This window comes from Saccharothrix sp. AJ9571, assembly GCF_021725495.1.
GTDB classification, from domain to species: Bacteria; Actinomycetota; Actinomycetes; order Mycobacteriales; family Pseudonocardiaceae; genus Amycolatopsis; species Amycolatopsis magusensis.
Genome location: NZ_CP091382.1, coordinates 4,336,570 through 4,354,898, shown reverse-complemented (window position 1 = coordinate 4,354,898; position 18,329 = coordinate 4,336,570). Strand labels below are relative to the sequence as shown.

The 18,329-nt window shown below is 69.7% G+C and carries 15 protein-coding genes and 1 riboswitch; of the genes, 3 read left to right on the top strand and 12 right to left on the bottom strand.

Annotated features, from left to right (window positions below):
• Positions 1 to 10 precede the first annotated feature (10 nt).
• Entirely contained in the window at positions 11 to 667 is a 657-nt protein-coding gene (locus L3Q67_RS20010; RefSeq protein WP_499190923.1) for an O-methyltransferase, read from the top strand.
• On the opposite strand, the gene L3Q67_RS20005 is transcribed toward L3Q67_RS20010, so the two are convergent.
• Positions 657 to 2,462: a transglycosylase domain-containing protein gene (locus L3Q67_RS20005; RefSeq protein ID WP_499190922.1), complete on the bottom strand. Its 1,806-nt coding sequence runs from the start codon at positions 2,460 to 2,462 to the stop codon at positions 657 to 659. The genes L3Q67_RS20010 and L3Q67_RS20005 overlap by 11 nt on opposite strands.
• A 172-nt stretch (positions 2,463 to 2,634) precedes the next feature.
• Here L3Q67_RS20005 and L3Q67_RS20000 point away from each other — a divergent pair, with 172 nt between their 5' ends.
• Positions 2,635 to 2,874: a hypothetical protein gene (locus L3Q67_RS20000; protein WP_209669729.1), complete on the top strand. Its 240-nt coding sequence runs from the start codon at positions 2,635 to 2,637 to the stop codon at positions 2,872 to 2,874.
• A gap of 6 nt (positions 2,875 to 2,880) precedes the next feature.
• On the opposite strand, the gene L3Q67_RS19995 is transcribed toward L3Q67_RS20000, so the two are convergent.
• The 11 genes from L3Q67_RS19995 to L3Q67_RS19945 form a co-directional block, all read right to left on the bottom strand.
• Complete coding sequence (locus L3Q67_RS19995; RefSeq protein ID WP_499190921.1) at positions 2,881 to 3,615, bottom strand: FadR/GntR family transcriptional regulator; 735 nt, start codon at positions 3,613 to 3,615, stop codon at positions 2,881 to 2,883.
• Between the two features lie 86 nt (positions 3,616 to 3,701).
• Positions 3,702 to 5,075 carry a serine dehydratase alpha family protein gene (locus tag L3Q67_RS19990; RefSeq protein ID WP_499190920.1) on the bottom strand — a complete coding sequence of 458 codons (1,374 nt, stop codon included), beginning with the start codon at positions 5,073 to 5,075 and terminating at the stop codon, positions 3,702 to 3,704.
• Positions 5,076 to 5,089: 14 nt separating this feature from the next.
• Positions 5,090 to 6,088 (bottom strand): lipoyl synthase, encoded by a 999-nt coding sequence (gene lipA, locus L3Q67_RS19985; protein WP_499190919.1) that lies wholly within the window; start codon positions 6,086 to 6,088, stop codon positions 5,090 to 5,092.
• A complete protein-coding gene (gene glyA, locus L3Q67_RS19980; RefSeq protein WP_423583351.1) occupies positions 6,085 to 7,356 on the bottom strand; it encodes a serine hydroxymethyltransferase in 1,272 nt (423 codons plus the stop codon). Before glyA ends, lipA begins: the two co-directional genes overlap by 4 nt.
• 2 nt (positions 7,357 to 7,358) lie before the next feature.
• Positions 7,359 to 7,736, bottom strand: a complete 378-nt coding sequence (gene gcvH, locus L3Q67_RS19975) for a glycine cleavage system protein H (protein ID WP_499190918.1) — start codon at positions 7,734 to 7,736, stop codon at positions 7,359 to 7,361.
• A gap of 55 nt (positions 7,737 to 7,791) precedes the next feature.
• Positions 7,792 to 8,880, bottom strand: coding sequence for a glycine cleavage system aminomethyltransferase GcvT (gcvT, locus tag L3Q67_RS19970; RefSeq protein ID WP_499190917.1), 1,089 nt, complete (start codon positions 8,878 to 8,880; stop codon positions 7,792 to 7,794).
• Positions 8,881 to 8,883: 3 nt separating this feature from the next.
• Entirely contained in the window at positions 8,884 to 11,661 is a 2,778-nt protein-coding gene (gene gcvP, locus L3Q67_RS19965) for an aminomethyl-transferring glycine dehydrogenase (protein WP_499191590.1), read from the bottom strand.
• 105 nt (positions 11,662 to 11,766) lie between these two features.
• Positions 11,767 to 11,870, bottom strand: a riboswitch (glycine riboswitch).
• A 431-nt stretch (positions 11,871 to 12,301) separates the two neighbouring features.
• The gene (locus tag L3Q67_RS19960) at positions 12,302 to 13,066 is read right to left on the bottom strand and encodes an SDR family oxidoreductase (RefSeq protein ID WP_499190916.1); all 765 of its coding nucleotides are present in this window, start codon (positions 13,064 to 13,066) and stop codon (positions 12,302 to 12,304) included.
• Positions 13,067 to 14,437, bottom strand: coding sequence for an aldehyde dehydrogenase family protein (locus tag L3Q67_RS19955; RefSeq protein WP_499190915.1), 1,371 nt, complete (start codon positions 14,435 to 14,437; stop codon positions 13,067 to 13,069).
• Positions 14,434 to 15,084, bottom strand: coding sequence for a gamma-glutamyl-gamma-aminobutyrate hydrolase family protein (locus tag L3Q67_RS19950; RefSeq protein WP_499190914.1), 651 nt, complete (start codon positions 15,082 to 15,084; stop codon positions 14,434 to 14,436). Before L3Q67_RS19950 ends, L3Q67_RS19955 begins: the two co-directional genes overlap by 4 nt.
• A 208-nt stretch (positions 15,085 to 15,292) precedes the next feature.
• Entirely contained in the window at positions 15,293 to 16,657 is a 1,365-nt protein-coding gene (locus tag L3Q67_RS19945; protein WP_499190913.1) for a glutamine synthetase family protein, read from the bottom strand.
• Positions 16,658 to 16,858: 201 nt separating this feature from the next.
• Here L3Q67_RS19945 and eat point away from each other — a divergent pair, with 201 nt between their 5' ends.
• Positions 16,859 to 18,292 carry a permease gene (gene eat / locus L3Q67_RS19940; protein WP_499190912.1) on the top strand — a complete coding sequence of 478 codons (1,434 nt, stop codon included), beginning with the start codon at positions 16,859 to 16,861 and terminating at the stop codon, positions 18,290 to 18,292.
• Positions 18,293 to 18,329: the final 37 nt, after the last annotated feature.

Here is an 18,329-nt window from a genome sequence, read left to right as displayed (position 1 = left end):
GTTGGGCGGCATGGACCAGCAGACTTGGACCGCCGTCGATGAGTACTTCACCAGCGCCCTGCTCCCGCCGGACCCGGCGCTGACCGCGACCCTGGAGAGCAGCACGCGCGGCGGGCTGCCGCCGATCGCCGTGGCGCCGCTGCAGGGAAAACTGCTGCACCTGCTCGCGAAGCTGACCGGGGCGAAGTCGATCCTGGAGGTCGGCACGCTCGGCGGGTACAGCACGATCTGGCTGGCCAGGGCACTGCCCGCGGACGGCAGGCTGATCACCCTGGAGTACGAGCCGAAGCACGCCGCGGTGGCGCGGGCGAACATCGAAGCGGCCGGGCTCGCCGACCGGGTGGAGGTCCGGGTGGGCGCCGCGCTCGACACGCTGCCCGATCTGGAGGGCCCGTTCGACCTGTCGTTCATCGACGCGGACAAGGTGAACAACCCGGAGTACTTCCGCTGGGCGCTCGAATACTCGCGCCCGGGCAGCGTGATCGTGGTGGACAACGTGGTGCGTGGCGGCGCGGTCGTGCAGGCGGACAGCACGGACCCGTCGGTGCAGGGCGTGCGGAAGCTGCACGAGCTGATCGCGAACGAACCGCGGGTGGACGCCACGGCCCTGCAGACCGTCGGCGACAAGGGTTACGACGGCCTCACCATCGCGCTGGTCACCTCCTGAACGCCCGCCAGATGTCCGCGGGCAGGGTCTCACCGGTGATCCGGTTGTTGGCGGCGTCGCGCAGGCGGCGTTCCTCGTCGGCGCCCACCCAGACCACTGTGGACAGCCGGTCGGTGTAACCGGCCAGCCAGGCTCCCGCGTTGTCGCCGGTCTCGCCGAACCGGTGCGAACCGGCCTTCGCGACCCCGTCCTCGCGGCGCATCGCCTCGGTGACCCCGGCGGCGACCTGCGGTTCGATGGCGGGGGTGGCGGTGTTTTCGTGTTCGAAGAGCACCGTGCCCTCGTCGTCGAGGACCCGCTGCACGAAGTACGGCTGGGTCCGCAGGCCGTCCGCGGCGAAGGTGCCGTAGGCGGACGCGAGGTCGAGCGCGCGCACGGGGTAGGCGCCGACGGCGATGCCGGGGCCGATCGTCACGCCGTCCGGTTCCCGCAGTGTCGGGGTGCCGTCGAGGTCGGCGGGGATGCCGGCGTCCCTGGCGGCCTGGCTGACCGCGATCGCGCCGAACCGCCTGGTCATCTCGACGAACGGCGTGTCCACCGAGCCGCGGACGGCGTCGCGCACCGAGCACTCCGGCGCACCGCACCCGGCCTCGTTCTTCACCACGCGGCCGCCGTAGTCGAGCCGGTCCGGCGCCGGGTACTTCCGGTCCAGGTTCTCCCCCTGCCGCAACCCGGCCGCGACGACGAACGGGTGGAACGCCGAGCCGGGCGGCTGCGGCACCCCGGCGTAGTCACGCACCCCCCAGTTCCCGCCCTGGTAGGCGCGGATCGCGCCGCTGCCCGGTTCGACGGCGACCAGCGCGGCACGCAGGTGATTGGGCTGCCCGGCCAGTCGCTCCGCGACGGCCTTCTCGCCGTCGGCCTGCGCCTGGCGGTCCAAGGTGGTCTCGATGCGCAGGCCGCCCTGGCGCAGCCGATCGAGGCCGAAACCGTGGCTTTCCAGCTCGGCCAGCACTCGGCGCTTCACGTGGTATTCGGAGTAGGTCAGGCGGCCCGCGCGGGTCTCGGCCGGCGGGACCACGGCATCGCCCGGGTACCGCATCTCCGCTCGCTCGGCCTCGCTCACGTAGCCGCGCGTGACCAGTTTCTCGGCCACGTAGTCCCAGCGTTTGGCGGCGTGCTCGTGGCTCGACGCCGCCGGGTCGTGCACCGACGGCGACTGGATCATCCCGGCGAGGAAAGCCGCTTCGCTCCAGTCCAGGTCCGCGAGCGGCTTGCCGAAGTAGGCGTTCGCCGCCGACGCCGGGCCGAAGGTGCCGCGGCCGAAGGAAATGATGTTGATGTAGCTCTCGAAGATTTCCTCCTTGCTGCGCTGCTGGGTGAGCTTCGTGGACAGCACCAGTTCGCTGAACTTGCGGAAGTAGCTGGCCTGGTCGGCGCCGGTGGCGTTCTTGATGTACTGCTGGGTGATGCCGGAGCCGCCGCCGACCCCGGTGACCGCGGCACGCAGGATGCCCAGCGGGTCGAAGCCCTCGTTCTGCCAGAAGGTCGGGTCCTCCACCGCGATGATCGCGTCGCGCAGCTTCGGCGGCACGTCGGCGTAGCGCACGTAGAGGCGGTCGCCGTCCTCCGGCACCACCTTCATCATCTCGGAGCCGTCCGTGTAGGCCAGCCCGGCGGTCTTGTCCAGACCGGCGAGCACCTCCTGCGGGCTGCGCACGTCCAGCACCAGGTAGGCGACCACGAAGGCGGCCAGCGGCACCAGGATGACCAGCGACAACACCACGTAGGCCACGCGCCGGACCCGCCGCCACGTGGTGGGCCGTTCCGGGGTTTCCACCTCGTCGTCTTCCACGTTTAAGGGACGCTTGAATAGCTCCGGAGTTGCGTCCGGCGTTGTTCAGCCCCCGTTCGCTTTGCCCGGACCGCCCATTAACCGTGCACGGACATCCTTTGACGAGCGGGCCGAATTGCGGTGAAAACGCCGGAAAGGGCAGCTCGCGGGATTCTCTGGGGTGATTTCAGATATGCGTGAAAAGGTGGGCAAAGGGCTGGCGATCCTGGCGCTGGCACTGACCGCGGGCACCGTTACGGCGGGCACCGCGGCGGCCACTCCGCTGCGCTACTACGACACCTTCTACGGCGAAAACGCCTGGTACTCCTGCCTGCAGCGGGGTTACCAGGGCATCAGCAACGGCGAATGGTACGACTCGCAGTGCCGCGCGGGCAACGGCTGGGTCGACCTCTACATCCAGGTCGCGCCGTAGTTTTCTTCAGTTGAGGAAACCGCGCAACAATGACGCGGTGCCTTCGATGTGCTCGGCCATGGCGCGGCGCGCCATGGCCGGGTCACCGGCGAGAATGGCTTCCACCACGGCTTCGTGCTGGGCGTTGGAATGCTCCAGGTTGGGTTCGAGCAGCGGGATTTCGTCGAGCAGCTGGTTGACCCGCATCCGCACGTCGGCGACGGCGGTGGTCAGCGATTTGGCCGCGGTCACCTCGGCGATGGCCAGGTGGAACCGCGAGTCGCGGCGGCGGTAGTCGTCCAGGTCGCTGGCCGAGGTCTCGGCGAGCGTGCTGGTCAGGTGCTGTCGCTCGCCGGGGGTCAGCGACCGCGCCGCCGCCATCTCGGCGGCGCCGGTTTCGAGCACGTGCCGCAGGCAGAGCGTGTCGTCGATGCGCTCGGGATCGATCTTGCGCCCCTTGCCGCGCGGGGTCGGCAAACTGGCGTTGACGAAGGTGCCGCCGTAACGCCCGCGCCGCGATTCCACGTACCCCGCGTCGGCCAGCGCGCGGATCGCCTCCCGCAAAGTCACCCGGCTCACGCCGAGGCGCTCGGCCAGCTCCCGCTCGGACGGCAGCCGCTCCCCCGCCCCGACCACGCCGAGGCGCACCGCCTGGAGCAACCGCTCCACGGTCTCCTCGAACGCGTTGCCCGCCCGGACCGGCCGGAACAACGCGTCGCCGGCGCTCGCCACCACCACCGGCCGATCGGGCTGCGCGCTCACGAACCCTCCTTCACCCGGGGCAGGACTTTCACCGCGAGTGTAGATAGCCGCGCAAGAGCACCGGGTTCAGCGGGGAAGCACGCGCATCAGCATTCGATGACGTTGACGGCCAGGCCGCCGCGGGCGGTTTCCTTGTACTTGATCTTCATGTCGGCGCCGGTTTCGCGCATGGTCTTGATCGCCTTGTCCAGGGTGACCACGTGGCTGCCGTCGCCGCGCATGGCCATTCTGGCGGCGTGGATGGCTTTCGAGGCGCCCACCGCGTTCCGTTCGATGCACGGGATCTGCACCAGGCCGCCCACCGGATCGCAGGTCAGGCCCAGGTGGTGCTCCACGCCGATCTCCGCCGCGTTCTCCACCTGCGCCGGCGTGCCGCCGAGCACTTCGGTGAGCCCGGCCGCGGCCATCGCGCAGGCGGAACCGACCTCGCCCTGGCAGCCGACCTCGGCACCTGAGATCGAACCGGTCTGCTTGAGGATGGAGCCGAGCGCGCCCGCGGTCAGCAGGAACGTCACGATGCCGTCGTCGTCGGCGCCCTTGATGAACCGCTGGTAGTAGTGCAGCACCGCGGGGATGATCCCGGCCGCGCCGTTCGTCGGCGCGGTCACCACGCGGCCGCCCGAGGCGTTCTCCTCGTTGACCGCCAGCGCGTACAGGCTCACCCAGTCCATCGCGTACAACGCGTCGCCGACGCCGTCTTCGGCGGCCAGCTTCTGCGACAGCGAATGCGCCCGCCGCGGCACTTTCAGCCCACCCGGCAGCACCCCGTCGTGCTCACAACCGGCCCGCACGCAGTCGACCATCACCTGCCAGATCTCCAGCAGCCCGGCCCGCACCTCTTCGCGCGTCCGCCAGACCAGCTCGTTGCGCAGCATGATCTCGCTGACGGGCAGGCCGGTTTCGGCGCAGTGCGCGAGCAGGTCGCCCCCGGTGCGGAACGGGTACGGCAGCTCGGTGCTGTCCTCGACGACCACGTGGTCGCTTTCGTACGACTCGTCCCGCACGAACCCGCCGCCGACCGAGTAGAACGTCCGCGACCGCAGCACCGCGCCGTCCGCGCCGAAGGCCTGGAAGGTCATGCCGTTCGGGTGCGCGGGCAGCGACTTGCGCCGGTGCAGGGTCAGGTCGGTGCCCGGGTCGAAGGCGATCTCGTGCTCGCCGCGCAGGTTGATCCGCCCGCGCTCGCGCATGCCCGCGATCAGCTCCGGCACCCGGTCGGTGTCCACCGACTCCGGCCGCTCCCCGGCCAGGCCGAGCAGCACCGCCTTGTCGCTGCCGTGCCCGTGTCCGGTGGCACCGAGCGAGCCGAACAACTCCGCCTTGATGCGTGCAGTCGCGCGGAGTCCGCCGTCCGCGGCCAGACCGTCCACAAAGGTCAGAGCTGCCCGCATCGGCCCGACCGTGTGCGAACTGGACGGGCCGATGCCGATGGAAAACAGGTCGAAAACGCTGATCGCCATTGATCCGCTCTTCTCTACCGGCTCAGGAGGCTGGTGGCCTCCTGCGCCGCGGGGCCCTGCGAGGTCAGGTGCGCCAGGTTCTCCGGCAGCTCCTCACCACGATGAGCCTTGGTCTGCGCATACAACCGCCCGGCCCGATACGACGAACGCACCAGCGGACCCGCCATCACCCCGGCGAAACCCATCGCCTCCGCGGCCTGCGAGTGCTCCACGAACTCCTCCAGCTTCACCCACCGGTCCACCGGGTGGTGTCGCGGGGAGGGGCGCAGGTACTGGGTGATCGTCAAGATCTCGCACCCCGCATCGACCAGGTCCTGCATGGCGGGGGCGACCTCCTCGAAGGTTTCACCCATGCCCAGGATCAGATTCGACTTCGTCACCAAACCCGCCTCACGGGCAGCGGTGATGACCTCCAGCGACCGCGCATACCGGAAACCCGGACGGATCCGCTTGAAAATCCGCGGCACCGTCTCCACATTGTGCGCCAGCACCTCCGGGCGCGAACCGAACACCTCGGCCAGCTGATCAGGGTCGGCGTTGAAATCCGGGATCAGCAACTCCACCCCAGTACCCGGATTCAACGCATGGATCTGACGCACGGTCTCGGCATACAACCACGCACCACCATCAGGCAGATCATCACGAGCGACACCGGTCACCGTGGAGTAACGCAACCCCATCGCCTGCACCGACTCGGCCACCTTGCGCGGCTCGGTACGGTCCAGCTCCGCCGGGCGACCCGTGTCGATCTGACAGAAATCACACCGCCGCGTGCACTGATCCCCACCGATCAAAAACGTCGCCTCACGGTCCTCCCAACACTCATAGATATTGGGACAACCCGCCTCCTCACAGACGGTGTGCAGACCCTCCCGGCGCACCAAGCCCTTCAACTCGGTGAACTCCGGACCCATCCGCGCCCGCGTCTTGATCCACGACGGCTTCTTCTCGATCGGCGTCTGACTGTTGCGAACCTCGAGCCGCAACAGCTTCCGACCATCCGGGGCGGTCATCCCAGGTCCGCGTACAACGGGTGCTTCTTGGCCAGCAGTTCGACCCTGGCCCGCAGCGACTGCTCGGCCGCGGCGTCGAAGTCCGGCCGCAGCGCGGTGGCGATCACGTCGGCGACCTCGGCGAAGTCTTCGGCGGTGAACCCGCGGGTGGCCAGCGCCGGGGTGCCGATGCGCAGCCCGGAGGTGATCATCGGCGGCCGCGGGTCGAACGGCACCGCGTTGCGGTTGACCGTGATGCCCACCGAGTGCAGCCGGTCCTCCGCCTGCTTGCCGTCCAAAGTGGACTTGACCAGGTCGACCAGCACCAGGTGCACCTCGGTGCCGCCGGTGAGCACGCGCACGCCCGCCTCGGCGCAGTCGGCCTGCGAGAGCCGGTCCGCCAGGATCTTCGCGCCTTCGAGCACGCGGCGCTGCCGCTCGGCGAACTCCTCGCTCGCGGCGATCTTCAGCGCCACCGCCTTCGCGGCGATCACGTGCTCCAGGGGCCCGCCCTGCTGGCCGGGGAACACCGCGGAGTTGATCTTCTTCGCCAGCTCCTGCTTGGCGAAGATCAGCCCGCCGCGCGGCCCGCCGAGGGTCTTGTGCGTGGTCGTGGTGACGATGTCGGCGTGCGGCACCGGGCTCGGGTGCAGCCCCGCCGCGACCAGGCCGGCGAAGTGCGCCATGTCCACCATCAGCTTCGCGTCCACCTTGTCCGCGATGCGGCGGAACTCGGCGAAGTCCAGCTGACGCGGGTAGGCCGACCAGCCCGCGATGATCAGCTTCGGCTTGCTCTCGGTGGCCAGGCGCTCGACCTCGGCCATGTCCACGATGCCGGTTTCCTGGTCGACGTGGTAGGCCACCACGTTGTACAGCTTGCCGGAGAAGTTCAGCTTCATGCCGTGCGTCAGGTGCCCGCCGTGCGCCAGGTCCAGGCCGAGGATGGTGTCGCCGGGGCTGAGCACCGCGGCCATCGCGGCGGCGTTCGCCTGCGCGCCCGAATGCGGCTGCACGTTGGCGAACTCGGCGCCGAACAGCGCCTTCGCCCGGTCGATCGCCAGCTGCTCGATCACGTCGACGTGCTCGCAGCCACCGTAGTAGCGGCGGCCGGGGTAGCCCTCGGCGTACTTGTTGGTCAGCACCGAGCCCTGCGCTTCGAGCACGCCCTGCGGCGCGAAGTTCTCGGAGGCGATCATCTCCAGGGTGGACTGCTGGCGGTGCAGCTCGTCGGCGACCGCGGCGGCCACCTCCGGGTCCACAGTGGACAGGTCAGCGTCGAAGGTGCCCATGCTCACGCCTCCTCGCTGGTCAGCTCGCGGTAGCGGTCGGCGTCGAGCAGCTCGGGCAGCTCGGCGGCGCGCACGCGGAAGAGCCAGCCCTTGCCGTACGGGTCGGAGTTGATCAGCTCGGGCTCCTCGGCCACGGCGCCGTTGATCTCGACGACCTCGCCGGTCGCCGGGGCGAACAGCTCGCTGACCGACTTCGTGGACTCGATCTCGCCGCACGGTGAACCGGCGGTCAGCGTGGAGCCGACCTCGGGCAGCTGCACGTAGACGACGTCACCGAGGGATTCGGCGGCGAAGGCAGTGATGCCCACAGTGGACACCCCGTCCTCCTCGCGGATCCATTCGTGTTCGGCGGTGTAGCGAAGTTCCTGGGGGATGGTCATGGGTGTGAAGTCCTTTGGCGTTTCGGGGGCCGGGGGTTGTCCCCCGAGCAGTGTCTCAGCGCTGGTAGAACGGCAGGGCGACGACCTCGACGGGTTCGACGCGGCCTCGGATGTCGACGGAGAGTTTGGCACCCGGGTCCGACAGTCCCGGCGGCACATACGCCATCGCGATGGGATACCCCAGAGTGGGTGACAGGGCGCCGCTGGTGATCTCGCCGACCACCGTTCCCCCGTCCAGGACCGGGTAGCCGTGCCGGGGCGCGCGGCGACCCGAGCCGGTCAGGCCGACGAGCACGCGCTCGGCCTCGGTGTCACGGCGCTTCGCCAGCGCCGCCTTGCCGACGAAGTCCTCGTCCTTGTCGAACTTGACCACGCGGCCCAACCCTGCCTCGAACGGGGTCAGCTCGGCGCTGAGTTCGTTGCCGTACAACGGCATCCCGGCTTCCAGGCGGAGCGTGTCCCGGCAGGCGAGCCCGGCGGGTACCAGGCCGTGCGGCTGCCCGGCCTCGGTCAGCGTCTGCCAGATCTCCGGGGCGACGGCCGCGTCGACGTACAGCTCGAAGCCGTCTTCCCCGGTGTAGCCGGTGCGGGCCAGGAGCACGTCGTGGCCGCCGACCGTGGTCGGCACCGAGGCGTAGTACTTCAGCGCGGACAGGTCCGCGTCGCACACCGCACCGACGATGGCGGGCGAGGCCGGGCCCTGGACGGCGATCAGCGCGACCTCGGCCGACCGGTCGGTCACCTGCGTGTCGAAGCCCTGAGCCCGCTCGCGCAGCGCTTCGGCGACCACCGCGGCGTTGCCCGCGTTCGCCACCACCAGGTACTTCTCCTCGGCCAGGCGGTAGACGACCAGATCGTCCAGCACCCCGCCGGATTCCGCGCACAGCATGGTGTAGCGCGCCCGGCCGACCGAAACCGCGGACAGCTTGCCGACCAGCGCGTGGTCGAGCGCACGGGCGGCCTCCGGCCCGGTCAGCTCGATCTCCGCCATGTGCGAGAGGTCGAACAGGCCCGCCGCCTCGCGCACGGCCTTGTGCTCGGCCAGTTCGCTGGCGTAGCGCACCGGCATCGACCAGCCGGCGAAGTCGGTGAACGAGGCGCCGAGTCCGGAGTGGACTTCGTGCAGGGGGGATTTCGTGGTCACGGTTCAGCCTTCGTAGGAAGAGAGGGGCGGGCAGGAGCAGACGAGGTTGCGGTCGCCGCGGGCGCCGTCGATGCGCCGCACCGGTGGCCAGTACTTGCCCTTCGCCTTCACCCCGGCCGGGTAGACCGCGAGCTTGCGGTCGTACGGCAGGTCCCAGTCCCCGGTCAGCACCTCGGCGGTGTGCGGGGCGTTGCGCAGCGGGCTCTGCTCGACGGCCCAGCGACCTTCGGCGACCGCGGTGATCTCCGCGCGGATGGCGATCATCGCGTCGCAGAAGCGGTCCAGCTCGGCCAGGTCCTCGCTCTCGGTGGGCTCGACCATCAGCGTGCCCGCCACCGGGAACGACATCGTCGGCGCGTGGAACCCGTAGTCGACCAGGCGCTTGGCCACGTCGTCCACGGTCACGCCGGTCTCCTTGGTGATCCCGCGCAGGTCCAGGATGCACTCGTGCGCGACCAGGCCGGACTGACCGGCGTAGAGCACCGGGTAGTGGGCGCGCAGGCGGGCGGCGACGTAGTTGGCGGCCAGCACGGCCACCTTGGTCGCGTTCGTCAGCCCTTCGGCGCCCATCATCCGCACGTAGGCCCAGGAGATCGGCAGGATCGAGGCCGAGCCGTAGGGCGCCGCGGAGATCGGGCCGACGCCGGTCTCCGGGCCCGCGCCGCCGTCGAGCGGGTGGTTCGGCAGGTACGGCGCCAGGTGCGAGCGCACCGCCACCGGGCCGACGCCGGGGCCACCACCACCGTGCGGGATGCAGAACGTCTTGTGCAGGTTCAGGTGCGAGACGTCGCCGCCGAACTTGCCCGGCTTGGCCAGCCCGAGCAGCGCGTTGAGGTTCGCGCCGTCGACGTAGACCTGGCCGCCGTGCTCGTGCACGATCGAGGCGATCTCTTCGATGCCGTGCTCGTAGACCCCGTGCGTGGACGGGTAGGTGATCATGATCGCGGCGAGGGTGTCCTTGTGCTCCTCGGCCTTCTTGCGCAGGTCCGCCAGGTCGACGTCACCGTCGGAGGTGCAGGCGACGACCACCACGCGCATCCCGGCCATCACCGCCGAAGCCGCGTTGGTGCCGTGCGCCGACGACGGGATGAGGCAGACCTCGCGCTCCGGCTGCCCGTTCGCGCGGTGGTAAGCGGTGATCGCCAGCAGGCCGGCGAACTCGCCCTGGCTGCCCGCGTTCGGCTGCAGCGAGACGGTGTCGTAGCCGGTGACCTCGGCGAGCCAGCCGGACAGCTGCTCCACCAGCGCGCGGTAGCCCGCGCTGTCCTCGACCGGGGCGAACGGGTGCAGCCCGGCGAACTCCGGCCAGCTGATCGGCTCCATCTCGGCCGTGGCGTTGAGCTTCATCGTGCAGGAACCGAGCGGGATCATGCCGCGGTCGAGCGCGTAGTCCTGATCGGACAGGTAACGCAGGTACCGCAGCATCGCCGTTTCGGAGCGGTGCGTGTGGAACACCTCGTGCGACAGGTAGTCGGTCGAGCGCGCCAGGTCACCGGGCAGCACGGTGGTCTCACCCGGCTTCGCGTTGGCCTCCAGCTCGAAGGCGAGCAGCACGCGGTGCAGCGTGTCGGTCGCGGTGACCTCGTCGCAGGCGATGCGGACGTGGTCGGCGTCCACGCGGCCCAGGTTCACGCCGAACCGGCGGGCGTCGCTGATGATCTGCTCCGCCTTGCCCGGCACGCGCACCAGCAGGGTGTCGAAGTAGTTCTCGTGCACGACCTCGACGCCGCCGTCGCGCAGGGCGGTGGCGAGGCCGGTGGCCAGCGAGTGGACCCGCTCGGCGATCCGCTTCAGCCCGTCCGGGCCGTGGTAGACCGCGTACATCGCGGCCAGGACCGCGGGCAGCACCTGCGCGGTGCAGATGTTCGAGGTGGCCTTCTCGCGGCGGATGTGCTGCTCACGGGTCTGCAGCGCGAGGCGGTAGGCGGGCGCGCCGTCGGCGTCCACCGAAACGCCGACCAGACGACCCGGCAGCGAGCGCTCCAGCCCGGCGCGCACGGCCATGTAGCCGGCGTGCGGGCCGCCGAAGCCCAGCGGCAGGCCGAAGCGCTGCGTGGTGCCCGCGGCGATGTCGGCGCCGAACTCACCCGGCGCCTCGACCAGGGTCAGCGCGAGCAGGTCCGCGGCGACGGTGTACAGCGCACCAGCGGCCTTCGTGGCCTCGGAAATGCGCTGGTAGAAGCCCTTTTCCCGGAGCACGCCCGAAGCGCCCGGGTACTGCACGACCACGCCGAAGAACTCCTCGGGCAGCCCCGCCGAGAGGTCACGGACGTCGAGGTCGATGCCGAGCGCCTCGGCTCGGGTGCGGACCACCGCAATCGTTTGCGGCATGGTCTCCGCGTCGAGGACCACGGTCTGCGACTTGGCCTTCGACTGGCGGCGCATCAGCATGACCGCCTCGGCCACCGCGGTCGACTCGTCCAGCAGCGAGGCGTTGGCGGTGGTCAAGCCGGTCAGGTCGGCGACCATGGTCTGGAAGTTGAGCAGTGCTTCGAGGCGGCCCTGCGAGATCTCCGGCTGGTACGGGGTGTAGGCGGTGTACCAGGCCGGGCTCTCCAGCACGTTGCGGCGGATCACCGGCGGGGTGATGGTGTCGTGGAAGCCCAGGCCGATCATCTGCGTCATCGGCCGGTTGCGGGCGGCGAGGCGGCGCAGCTCCGCGGTGGCCTCGGTCTCCGACGCCGGCTCCGGCAGGTCCAGCCCGGTGGTGAGCCGGATGGCGCTCGGCACCGCAGCTTCGACCAGCGCCTCGAGGCTGCCGTAGCCGCATTCGGCCAGCATCTTGGCCTGCTCGGGATCACCTGGACCGATGTGGCGGGCGGCGAACGGGCTGCTGCTCACTGGAGCTCCTCGCGTCGGGCATGGGCATGGGGACCCACTGCTGGGAACTCCCCCTCTGTCATGGCACCTGAGAGTTTCACCGCGCGCTCGAGCGCGGCTTTCACCTTGGGTGAGGCGCGCGGATGCGCCTGCTTTCCAGAGTGGCCTGGCCTGAAGCGGTGTGCTACCTGAGAGATTGCTGGGGAGTTTGCTCCTTCGGTGCCTCGTTCCGCGCTCGCTTGTTCGCTTGCTCGCGCGGCGAGAACTCTCCCGCTCCGGCTCGTGTCAGCCCGATATGAAGTTTTCGCCTCGCGAGTACCGTACGGCGTCGCGCACCGCCCCGTCCACCTGTGTTCAGTAGCTCACAGCCGGGCGACGCACGCAGTCACCGCCCAGCCGAGTCCCACGTTCCCGCAGCCGAGTTCCACGTTCAGGCAGCCGAACCCCACGTTCGTGCAGCCGAGTCCCACAGTCAGGGCCTCAGCCAGCCAAGGCGAGAACGCTATGAGTGGGGCATTACTTGCATCCAACGCTAGTAATGCCCCACTCATAGCGTTCGCGGAGGCACCTGGGCGACCGGCTGCGGTCAGTGCGCGCAGGGTTACAGAGGGGTGACGTAGGCGCCCGAGATGCCACCGTCCACCAGGAACTGAGAGGCCGTGATGAACGACGCGTCGTCACTGGCCAGGAACGCGACGGCCGCCGCCAGTTCCTCCGGTTCGGCGAACCGGCCGAGCGGCACGTGCACCAGCCGCCGCGCGGCGCGCTCCGGGTCCTTGGCGAACAGCTCCTTGAGCAGCGGGGTGTTCACCGGTCCCGGGCACAGCGCGTTGATCCGGATGCCTTCGCGGGCGAACTGCACGCCCAGTTCCCGGGTCATCGACAGCACGCCACCCTTGGACGCGCTGTAGGAGATCTGCGAGGTCGCCGCGCCCATCACGGCCACGAACGACGCGGTGTTCACGATCGAGCCCTTGCCCTGCGCCTGCATGTGCGGGATCGCGTACTTGCAGCACAGGTACACCGAGGTCAGGTTGACCCGCTGCACCCTCTCCCACGCCTTGATGCCGGTGGTCAGGATCGAGTCGTCCTCCGGCGGTGAGATGCCGGCGTTGTTGAAAGCCACGTCCAGTGAGCCGTACTCGTCGACCGCGGTCTGGAACAGGGCCTTGACCTGCTCCTCGTCGGTCACGTCGGTCCGCACGAACAGCCCGCCGACCTCGTCCGCGACGGCCTTCCCTGCGGCCTCGGCGACGTCGGCGATGATCACCTTGGCGCCCTCTTCGGCGAGCCGCCGGGCCGTGGCCAGCCCGATCCCGCTGCTGCCGCCGGTGATCGTCACCACGCGTCCGTCGAATCGCTGCATCTAGCCCTCCTCGGTCGAAATGAACACGTTCTTGGTCTCGGTGAAGGCGTCCACCGCGTCGGGACCCAGCTCCCGGCCGAGGCCGGACTGCTTGAAGCCGCCGAACGGCGTCCAGTAGCGCACCGAGGAGTGCGAGTTGACCGAGAGGTTCCCGGCTTCCACCCCGCGCGACACCCGCAGCGCGCGGCCGACGTCCCTGGTCCAGATCGAGCCCGAGAGCCCGTACTCGGTGTGATTGGCCAGTTTCACCGCGTCCGCTTCGTCGTCGAACGGCACCACGGCCACCACCGGACCGAAGATCTCCTCGCTGGCCAGCGGGTGCCGCAGGTCCGGCGGGGTGACCACGGTCGGCGGGAACCAGTACCCCGCGCCCTCCGGCGCGCTGCCGCGGAAGGCCACCGGCGCGTCGCCGTCCACATAGGACGAGACCTTGGCCAGGTGCCGCGCGGAGATCAGCGGTCCCATCTCGGTCGCCTCGGCGGCCGGGTCGCCGACCACCACGCCGCGCACCGCGGGCTCCAGCAGCTCCATGAACCTCTCGTACACCGACGACTGCACCAGGATCAGCGAACGCGCGCAGCAGTCCTGCCCGGCGTTGTCGAACACGCCGTAGGGCGCGGTCGCCGCGGCCTTCTCCAGGTCGGCGTCGGCGAAGACCAGGTTCGCGTTCTTGCCGCCCAGCTCCAGCGTCACCCGCTTCACCTGGGCCGCGCAGCCCGCCATGATCTGCTTGCCGACCTCCGTGGACCCGGTGAAGACCACCTTGCGCACCAGCGGGTGGTCGACGAACCGCTGCCCCACCACCGGCCCCTTGCCCGGCAGCACCTGGAAGACGCCCTCGGGGATGCCCGCGGCGCGGGCCAGCTCGGCCAGCCGGAGCGCGGTCAGCGGGGTCAGCTCGGCCGGCTTGAGCACCACGGTGTTGCCCGCGGCCAGCGCGGGCGCGAAGCCCCAGCCCGCGATCGGCATCGGGAAGTTCCACGGCACGATCACGCCGACCACGCCGAGCGGCTCCTGGAAGGTCACGTTCAGCCCACCCGGCACCGGGATCTGCTTGCCGATCAGGCGTTCCGGCGCGGCCGAGTAGTAGTGCAGCACGTCGCGGACGTTGCCAGCCTCCCAGCGCGCGTTGCCGATGGTGTGGCCGGAGTTGACCACTTCCAGCTGCGCCAGGTGCTCGCGGTCGTCGTCCACCGCGTCGGCGAACCGGCGCAGGAGCCGCGCGCGGTCACCCGGCGCCACCGCCTGCCACGCGGGCAACGCGGCGTGCGCCCGCCGGATCGCCGCGTCGGTCTCTTCGGCCGACGTCAGCTCTACCGACCGCACGGTCTCCTCGGTCGCCGGGTTGATGACCTCGAATGTGGTGCTCATGCCTTCCCTTTCCCCGCCTCCGCGACCAGCGCGGCGAACAGCCGGAAGTCGTCCAGGTCCTGTTCCGGGTGCCACTGCACGCCGAGCACGAACCGCTCGCCCGGCACCTCGACCGCCTCGATGGTCCCGTCGGCCGCCCAGCCCACGGCCTGAAGTCCCTCGCCCAGTTCTTCCACCGCCTGGTGGTGGTAACACCGGCACTTCGTCTGCTCGCCGAGGATCGCGGCCGCCCGGCTACCCTCGGCGAGCCGCACGTCGGTCAGGCCGAAGGTGGCCACGGCGGGCTGGTGCTCGGTGGAGCCGAGCCGGTCGGGCAGGTGCTGGGTGAGCGTGCCACCGAAGGCCACGTTGAGCACCTCCATGCCGCGGCACACACCCAGCACCGGCAGGCCCGCCGCGAGCGCGCGGTCCAGCAGGGCGAACTCGAACTCGTCGCGCGCGGGCCGGGTCACCGTGGCCGGGTGGGGTTCCTGCCCGTATCGCGACGGCTCGATGTCGGCGCCGCCGACGAGCACCAGCCCGTCCAGCGCCGACGCCAGTTCGGCGTGCCCGAAGCCGACCGGTGGCAGCAGCAGCGGCACCCCGCCCGCCCGCGTCACCGCCTCGACGTACCCGCCGTGCAGGACCGCGGCCTCGGTCTCCCACACCCCGAACGAGGTCCGTTCGAGGTAGGTGGTGAGGCCGATGAGCGGCTTAGGCGCTGTCCGGTGAGTCTGGTCGATGGGCTTCGTGATCCAGGTGGTTCCTGGCGGTGCGGGCGATTCGGCCTCGTACTGGCCGTACTCGGCCGATTCGCCCGTGCCGCCAGGGGCCGCCTGGGCGCGGAGAGCGCGGCCTTGGCTTACCGGACTGCGCCTAAAGTCGTTCGAAACCACGTACTCGCTCCCAATCGGTGACCGCGGCGTCGAAGGCGGTCAGCTCGACCTTCGCCGCGTTCAGGTAGTGCTCCACCACGTCTTCGCCGAAGGCCGCGCGGGCGACCTCGCTGCCCTTGAGCAGTTCCGCCGCCTCGCGCAGGGTGGTCGGCACGGTCGGCTTGCCCGAGGTGTAGGCGTTCCCCTGGAATTCCGGCTCCAGCGGCAGTTCGTTCTCGATGCCGTGCAGCCCGGCGGCGATGAGCGCGGCGACGGCCAGGTACGGGTTGACGTCCCCGCCGGGCACGCGGTTCTCCACCCGCAGCGACTGGCCGTGCCCGACCACGCGCAGCGCGCAGGTGCGGTTGTCGGTGCCCCAGGCGACCGACGTCGGCGCGAAGCTGCCGGGCACGAAACGCTTATAGGAGTTGATGTTCGGCGCGAGGAAGTAGGTCAGTTCACGCAGGCACGCCAGCTGCCCGGCGAGGAAGTGCTCCATCAGCTTCGAGAAGCCGCCGGGACCGTCACCGGCGAGCACCGGTTCGCCGTCGAGCGAGCGCAGGCTGATGTGGATGTGGCAGGAGTTGCCCTCGCGCTCGTCGTACTTCGCCATGAAGGTCAGGCTCTTGCCCTCCTGCGCGGCGATCTCCTTGGCACCGTTCTTGTAGATCCCGTGGTTGTCGCAAGTGGACAGAGCGTCGGTGTAGCGGAAGGCGATCTCCTGCTGACCGGGGTTGCACTCGCCCTTGGCCGACTCCACGTACAGCCCGGCACCGGTCATCGCGTTGCGGATCCGGCGCAGCAGCGGTTCCAGCCGCGCGGTGCCGAGCATCGAATAGTCCACATTGTACTGATTGGCCGGGGTCAGCTCGCGGTAGCCGGATTTCCACGCGCGCTCGTAGGAGTCCTCGAAGACGATGAACTCGAGTTCGGTGCCGACGAAGGCGCCGAGTCCGCGTTCGGCCAGCCGGTCCAGTTGCTTCTTCAGCACCTGGCGCGGGGAAACGGTGACTTCGCCGCCCCCCACCCATTCCACGTCGGCGAGCACCATCGCGGTGCCTTCCTGCCACGGGACCAGGCGCAGGGTGTCGAAGTCGGGGCGCAGCACGCAGTCGCCGTACCCGCGTTCCCAGGAGGAGATCGCGTAGCCGTCGACGGTGTTCATGTCCACGTCCACGGCGAGCAGGTAGTTGCAGGCCTCGGTGGCGTGCGGCACGACCTCGTTGAGGAAGTACTCGGCCGCGCACCGCTTGCCCTGCAGGCGGCCCTGCATGTCGGTCATCGCCACCAGGATGGTGTCCACAGTGCCGTCCTCGACGAGTTCCCGCAGCTCGTCGAGCGTCAGCATGCCCTTGCGTTTGCCCATCGACCGACACCTCTTTCGTCCCGCACAGTTAATGGAACCGTACAGACCCATTGGATGACCTTCGTACCGGTGCTGCGGGGCGCAGTCAACCGCCTCGCGGGCGCCTTGACAAACCGGGGGTGATGGCCGAACCTCGGACAACTTCAAAGGACTGTCCAGGGATCCATTGGGGTGCCGGGGCGTGACCCGCAGGGAGTCCAGATGGCACGCGGCAAGGTCGAGTACAACCAGGTCGGCGCCGACTACCTCAAGCAGAGACAGCTCAAACGCGGGGCCGCGGGCTGGCTGCTGCTGGCCGGGCTGGGGGTCTCCTACGTCATTTCCGGGGACTTCGCCGGGTGGAACTTCGGGCTGGAGAAGGGCGGCTGGGGCGGCCTGCTGATCGCCACCGTGCTGATGGCGGTGATGTACGGCTGCATGGTGTTCGGGCTCGCGGAGATGTCTTCGGCGTTGCCGGTGGCCGGTGCGGGTTACGGGTTCGCGCGGCGCGCCTTGGGTCCGCTCGGCGGGTTCGCCACGGGCGTGGCGATCCTCATCGAGTACTCGATCGCCCCCGCCGCGATCTCCATCTTCATCGGCGGTTACGTGGAAACGCTCGGCTTGTTCGGGCTGACCAACAGCTGGCCGGTGTACCTGGTCTGCTACCTGATCTTCATCGGGATCCACCTGCGCGGGGTGGGCGAGGCGCTGCGGGTGATGTTCGTGATCACCGCGGTCGCCGTGGTCGCGCTGGTGTTGTTCGCGGTGGGCATGGTGCCGAAGTTCGACGGCGCCAAGCTCTTCGACATCCCGGCCACGGACGCGTTCGGGGCATCGTCGTTCCTGCCGTTCGGCATCACCGGTGTGCTGGCGGCGTTGGTCTACGGCATCTGGTTCTTCCTCGCGGTCGAAGGCGTGCCGCTGGCCGCGGAGGAGGCACGCGACCCGAAGCGCGACATGCCGCGGGGCATCATCGCCGCGATGGCCGCCCTGGTGGTGTTCGCCGCGTTGATCCTGGTGCTGGCGCCGGGCGGTTCGGGGTCGGCGGCGCTGGCCGGCTCGAACAACCCGCTCGTGGACGCCGCGAAGGTGGCTTACGGCGGGGACAACTGGGTGAGCCAGATCGTCAACTACGTCGGCCTCGCCGGATTGGTCGCCAGCTTCTTCTCGATCATCTACGCCTACTCGCGGCAGTTGTTCGCGCTTTCACGGGCGGGTTACCTGCCGCGGTGGCTCTCGAAGACGGGGAAGCGGAAGACGCCGTACCTGGCGCTGATCGTGCCGGGGACCGTCGGTTTCCTCCTGGCGTTCGCCATCGGTGAGGGCGATCTGCTGATCAACATCGCCGTCTTCGGCGCGACGGTTTCCTATGTGCTGCTGAACCTTTCGCACATCGTGCTGCGCAAGCGCGAGCCGGACCTCGAACGCCCGTACCGCACGCCGGGCGGGGCCTGGACCACCGGCGTGGCCCTGGTGCTGGCGGCGGCCGCGGTGGTGGCCACCTTCCTGGTGGACGTACTGGCGGCGGCGATCACCGGCGGGATCTTCCTGCTGGCGCTGGCGTACTTCTGGTTCTACAGCAGGCACCACCTGGTCGCCAGCGCGCCGGAGGAGGAGTTCGCCGCCATCCAGCAAGCCGAATCCGAATTGGGCTAGGCGCTGTCCGGTAAGTCAAGGTCGCGCTCTCCGCGCC